Source organism: Dehalococcoidales bacterium (genome assembly GCA_041656115.1).
Lineage (GTDB): Bacteria > Chloroflexota > Dehalococcoidia > Dehalococcoidales > UBA5627 > UBA5627.
In genome coordinates, this window is the sequence record JBBAED010000015.1 from 1 (window position 1) to 6,536 (window position 6,536).

The 6,536-nt window shown below is 45.9% G+C and carries 2 protein-coding genes; both read right to left on the minus strand.

Translation table 11 applies throughout. The features are described 5' to 3' along the window. Window positions 1-128: 128 nt before the first annotated feature. Complete coding sequence (locus tag WC958_06110) at window positions 129-5,447, minus strand: alpha/beta hydrolase fold domain-containing protein (protein MFA5629794.1); 5,319 nt, start codon at window positions 5,445-5,447, stop codon at window positions 129-131. Then, window positions 5,444-6,536, minus strand: a 1,093-nt coding sequence (locus WC958_06115) for a sulfatase-like hydrolase/transferase (GenBank protein MFA5629795.1), incomplete at its 5' end; no start/stop codon positions are given. The genes WC958_06115 and WC958_06110, both read right to left, overlap by 4 nt.

A 6,536-nucleotide genomic window follows, 5' to 3' on the forward strand; every position in this document is an offset into this window, starting at 1 on the left:
CTGACTTTTATGCTTCTATTATATCATTTTTTGTTACAAAATTCAACATTTTTACAACAAAAATCCGCCTTGCGGCGGACCTTTGTCTACAGTCTGAAGAGGCTGTGACAAAACAGCCTCTTTTATTTTTAATTATAAAATCCAATGTTGTTTAAAAAGGTTTCTGCCGCTTGCAGGGTTTGGGTTCTATGTGGCTCCTGATTGAAAAAGGAATGCTCCTGCCCCGCGTATGCCACAACTTGGCAAACGGAGCCCCTGTTTGTTGCCCGTGTTGCAAATTCGTTTATCTGGGAAAGGGGAACAACCGTATCGGCATCTCCGTGAAGAATCACCGTGGGCACAATACCGTTCGCCGACATTTGGTGGTAAGGCGAAATGGAATTGCCATAAGCCGCCGTAAACCGATTCTTGCCAAAGCCGTCCACCGTGTCCGTAACCGGGTTAAACAACACCAATGCTTTCGGTCTTGCCGTTAGGGCGGGGGTGATGTTTTCCATAGCTGTTGTCAGCGCCAAATGCCCGCCGGCGCTTCCGCCGCCGACCACCAGCTTATCAATGTCCGCCTTTAGCAAAACTGCATTATCCTTCACAAATTCCAACGCGTCGCAAACATCTTGTATACCTCTCAGCGTTGCAATCTGACCGGTTTTCGCCTCTAAAGTGTAATCAACCGTGATGGCGACAAATCCAAGATTTTTAAAATATTCGCATTGGTTATACATATTTTTAAGCTCGCCGCCCGTCCACCCTCCGCCATGTACCAAAACAATGGTTGGATTGCTCTGCATTGGGTTCTCAGGGGTAAACACACCAAGCTTTAGGTCTTTTTTATAGGTGTATTCCCTGTACAACCCATCCTTTAGCGCCTCGTTGATAACATCGGCAACCGCACCGCCCAAAAACTTCGAACCCTCCGGCTTGAAGTGAACATTTACCGGCTGTTGAATTGTGCTTAATTTGGGAAGCGCCAACGCATACAAATCATTGATTTCCACACCGTTTGACTGCATAACGCCTATGGCTGCGTTATTGTAGGAAATTGCATCTTCCGGCAGCCGACACGGCTTTACCCCTTGCGGATATGGTGTAGTTGCGGCAAAAATTAGCTTGGCGCCTGTTTCCTTCATAACATTCACAAGCTGTTGCAAGTTTTCGGCATATTGATTTATGTCGTTTACGGGGGGCATTGAAGGGTCATCCGACTCCGTTCCCATCCCGGGGGTAAGCCTCTTCAAATCGTGCAAACCCCAGTTGAAATGAATAATGTCCCACCTTCTGCTGCCCAACCAGCTTCTGATGTTAGCAACGCCCGTTCCGGAATCTGCGCAATTTACCGCAACAGAGCTGTTACCGGGCGAGTAAGGACGATATACATTTGCTTTTCCAGCAAGCGCATCTACAACATCAAAGTGATAGCCGATTGAAATTGAATCGCCCAAAAGCAAAACATTTTTAAGCGCAGGGTTTTCAATGACGCTGTATATGCCTCCGTCACCTTCTTCCTCCGCCGAGCCCGGCTCGAAATTCGCTGCCATTCCCACCGGTTTATGCAAAGGTTTTATGGAATTTGTATCCTCCCACAAAAACAAGTTATATGATTCGGCGTTATTATTTGTTGGCAGGCCTTCGCTAAGCGTTTCCACTACCTGCGAAGCGGGTGCAACAACTTCTTTAACGGTGATGTCTGTAATTCCCGCTCCGTCATATGCGGCAAGTATAAGAGAAATATTTTTATCCCCCCCGCTATTGAAGTTTGCATATTCTATCTCACATTCAATGCGATTATCGGATGTTACCCTTGATGTAACATCATACACCTCAAAATGGCTTATGTCAACCTGTTTTTTTCTGTATACACTTGGGTTTTCAGCATCCTGCGCCTTTATTATAAAACTGCTTTCTTTTACCCCGCTGTCAATATTTACAACCCCTCCGTCCATCGTCACGCCTTCAACGGGGCGCTCCAACGACCACACAATATTGCGATTTTCCATAACTTCGTCCCTTTCATTGTAAGCGATTGCCGTATAAATATTGCCGCCTGAAGGTCTTAGCATATTTTCCCCTTCGATTGCAATACCTTCAAGAGCCGCCTCTGAAAACATCGATATGTTATAGTTGTTGTATCCCCGTATGGATAAAAGTTCGCCAGCATAGTTACCGCTAATATTGTTCGTTACCTTCACCGTAATAAAATAGGGCATTGCGCTGGGATAGTCGGGCAGGTCGCTTAAAAGCTGTGTTTTTAGGTTTTCATCCGTCACTTTTAGCTTAAACTTAACCTCGTTGGGGCTTGATGCGTCGTACACCGATAAAATATTGCCGGCAAATTCGGAATCTCGTCTGAACACCTGAATTTCTTGCTCGCTTTCCAGCGGCTTACCCCTAACGGTATCTGTAAAGTTTCTGGTGTTAATATTAATTAGGTTTGTTGTGGAATTAAACATCACCATGCTTGTCGGTATGCTCTCTTGGGCAGGGTTCCCCCCTGTCAAAACTTCAACATTATCATCCGGCATGGCAGTTGTAGGGAATACGCCTGCACCGTTATTGATGGCAAACCTTTTTATTCCCGGCGCACCTTGATAGTTAATTTGCATAATCAGCCTTGTTTTGTCCCTTGTGTCAAATATATTTCCTTCGATGGTTATATTGTTATTTTCAAAATATTTATTTGTAAGGTTCTGCCCCTCGGCGTATATCGCCGCCGTCCTCCAGTTTTTGATTTTGTTTGCCGTTATTGCAACATTATCAATTTTCCACGGAATGTTGGGCACAACATTTGCATTCATTCTGTTTGCCACCAAACGTATGTGGATGGGATACATGCAATCGACAATTGTATTCCCCGAAATAACGGCGCCGCTCTCGCCGGTTGATTCTCCAATCATGATGCCCGCACCGGAATTTGAATAAATCAGGTTATCGATAAAATAATACGGACCATAGCTTATTTCGTAAAAAAGCCCCGTACCCTGAACAGGGTTTGAAAAGCCGTAGTTTGCAAATATTATGCAGTTTGAAACGGTGCAGTTTTTGTTGTCAATGTCAAACCACACACCTCTGCCGCAATTGTTATAGCTTACAAAGCCGTCAATTAGCGTATCTTCACCCCGAGTAAACTTGGTGCCGCCCGCCTCCCAATCCACCGCCGCAAATCTAAAATTATTATTTACAGTAGTGCAATCAAGAATTTGGGCGCCCTTTGATTTAAGGCTTTTCCAGCCAAGCTGACCGCAACTGTCGGCAACGCAGCGTATAAAGGCGTTATCGTAAACAGGCTCATCATCTATCCCCCTGTTAACGCCAAAGCCAATCCCCACGCCTGTGCAGTTTTTAACAAGTATATCTTCAAAACTGTTGTATGAGCCCCTTGAATCAATCGCGGCTGCCTGAGGGAAGTTTGCATAGTTTTTGCAGGCAAAACCTTTTATATTCCAATGGTCGGCGTCGACTGACAGCCCTTTGCCATATATCGCCGATTCAACCTCTCCGTCGCCCGGCGCTTTGTTGCCCGGCAACCGAACATAAAGCCTTCGATTATCCTCCGACCAATCTACATAAAAGCTGCCTTCCTCCAAAGCCGAAAGATTGGTTCGCATTACCAACAAATTATCATTCCAAACAACATTTTCTGCATAACCTCCGGTTGCGTTAAATCTGCTGGCTTGATTGTAATTACGGTTATTTCCCGCTCCTCTGAAGAAGTCTGTTGTCCACTCGGCGGAATAAACGCCCGGGGTGTCCTCCTCTGTCCATTCGGCTGCCGCAAACGGCTTGGCGCCGTTTAAAACCGCCCCGCCAAGCTCCGACGATTGCAGCGTTATTTTCGCATCGGAACTTCCGCTGTTCGATATTGTCAATGTTTCCCTGTATATTCCCGGCGCAACGGTAATGACATCGCCGGGGGTTGCGCCGTCTATTGCTTGCCGAATGGTTTTATACGGTCTTTCGGCTGTGCCGTTCCCATCTTCGGCAGTATAGCTTGCATCCACAAATTTAGTGGCAGCCTCCAACGAATTTTTATAATCTCCCTTTCCGATTAGCTTAGGTCTTTTAGCGCCTGAGCCGGGAAGTTTTATGAGAATTTGCAAGGGGTCGCCATACCCCGTTTCACGCATGAGCGGAATTGTCACCCGAACGCTTTTGCCAAACCTGTTTAGCATCTCTTGAATATAATTTCCGTTCACACCGAAAAGTGCGGACGGATTGACTTCAACAGCGTTCTCGGCGGACATTTCAAAAACGCAGTCATACGCGCTTGCATATGCCAAAGCGCCGTTTTCCCCCAGCATGGCAACAGGCTCATCATGATTTACGGGAACCCCGCATTCCGAATCCAAATCTGTATTCACTATAAGCGAAGTCAATTTCTCGCCATAGAAACCGCCGGTTAAATCCACTATATATTGGTCCTCAACGGAATCATAAGCGGAATTAACCCTATTAAAATTTGTACTTGCGGTAACATAGGTTGAGCCAACCGGAATGTCCGAATTTACAACCGATACATCCTTTGTGCCATATGCATCGCTGTTTCGGGCGGATACCGCCTTTATTCTGATAACACTGCCTGCAGGCACAGCCCTGCTTACGCGAAGTTCGCCGGTACTCTCATCTATTGCAGCCCCCGCGGTAGCGCCGTCAATATACCACTTTACCTCTTGGTTTACGCCTTCTTGTATGTCATCCGATGAAAAAGCTGCCGCAGTAAAGGTTGTCGCGCCTCCCCTTGCAACTTCATCTTCACCATGGATATCAACCCTCACCGGGGAGTTGGCATCGCTATACCGCACTATTAACTTAGGCGGGGCGGCTGACCTTCTGTTGTGCAAGAATATGGCATGCGTCATATCCTCACCCAAATATCCCAATGCCACGGTATATTGTTTGTTTTGTGTTATGTATGATGTTAAATCCCACTCAAAAGGAATGGTTGCAGGACCCTCCACCGCCTCAAAAGGCTCTTTTGTATAGCTGATTAAATCACCGATAGCGTAAGCCCCGGTTTTTGCGGCGGCGCCGTTAAAGCCCGTCCAGTTGGCTGCGGCGCCGTCAACTCTGTATGCGCCCAGCTCGGAATACACATTACCGATTGAAGTTCCGAGCGTTCTTTTATAATTGACTATAAGCTTTGCGCTAAGAATTTCCGCATCGGCAGGCAGGGTGGTCAAATTAAACCTTAAATACGCCCTAAAACTGTCGTTTTTACTGTCAAGGCGCTTTATTTTGAGCTCGTTTGCCGCATCTGTGGATTGAAAGCTTGAATTTGCTGAAAAATAGTTAATAAACCCGTCAATTGCCGGAGAAAACTCCACCTCTGATGCGGGCGTTTGCCCTTGAACGGAAATCGGCGCAATATTCGGCAGAAAAATCGCAAGCGCTAAAATTATTTTTCCCAGCGAGCTGAATTTTCTTTTTTGACGAGCCGTAAATTTAATTTTCATGTTGTTCCTCCTTCAATATGACCATTCCGGTTTGCTGTTGCGTGTTCGCCGAAGCTATCATAAAATGCCTTGCTTGAAGGGTGGTTGGTATCCTCCCATTCGCTTTTGTATTTCATAAGCGCAGTATTTAGTCTTTTAACGATTTGCTCATGCTCAGGGCTGTCAAATAAATTTTCTGTTTCAAAAGGGTCATTTAATATATCAAACAACGCGGGCTTTGCGTCTGCGCCGCCGTTGTAATAGATAAGCTTGTGGTTTCTGTCTTTTACGCCCCTGATAAGGTCGCTGTACGCAAAATAAAGCGTTTCTCTTTTTTCCTCCCGCCCGCCCATAAGTATGGGATAAAAGCTTTTGCCCTCTACGGAAATCGGAATTTCAATTCCGGCGCAATCACACAGGGTAGGGAAAATATCCATCAGGTATATGTATTGGTCTGTAACCACGCCCTTTGGTATTCCCGCGCCGCTGAATATGAGCGGAACTCTTACGCTGTGCTCGTAAAGATTTTGCTTGCCCATCAAGCCATGCTGACCGAGCGCAAGCCCGTTGTCTCCCGCAAGCACAATAATAGTGTTCTCTGCCTTTCCCGTATCTTCAAGCGTCTTGATTATTCTGCCTATTTCATAGTCTAAATGCGAAATCATTCCGTAATACTCCGCAATATGCGTTTTAATGCATTCGGGTGTGCGCGGATAAGGGGCAAGCATTTCATCTCGTATTCCTTTTACGCCGTAATCAAACGAATGTTCCCGAGCAAAATTTTCGGGTAGAGTTATTTCGTCCGGGTTGTACATATCCTTAAACCTTTGCGGCATTGTTCGCGGGTCGTGGGGCGCAAGAAATGAAACATACATCAAAAAGGGCGAATCTTCGTCATAACCATTTAAAAAGTTGATTGACGCATCGCTTATCAACTCGGTTGAGTGCTTCCCGGTGGAAAAGGAATCGCAATGTATTTTTACGGGCGAATTGTTAAGGAAAAAATTATCGGTAAAATTGATAATGTTGTTATATTTCCCCGTTGGGTCGTAATTGTTTACAGGCACATTCCAATGGTCCCACATTCCGCCGAAAAATATTGCGCCTCCA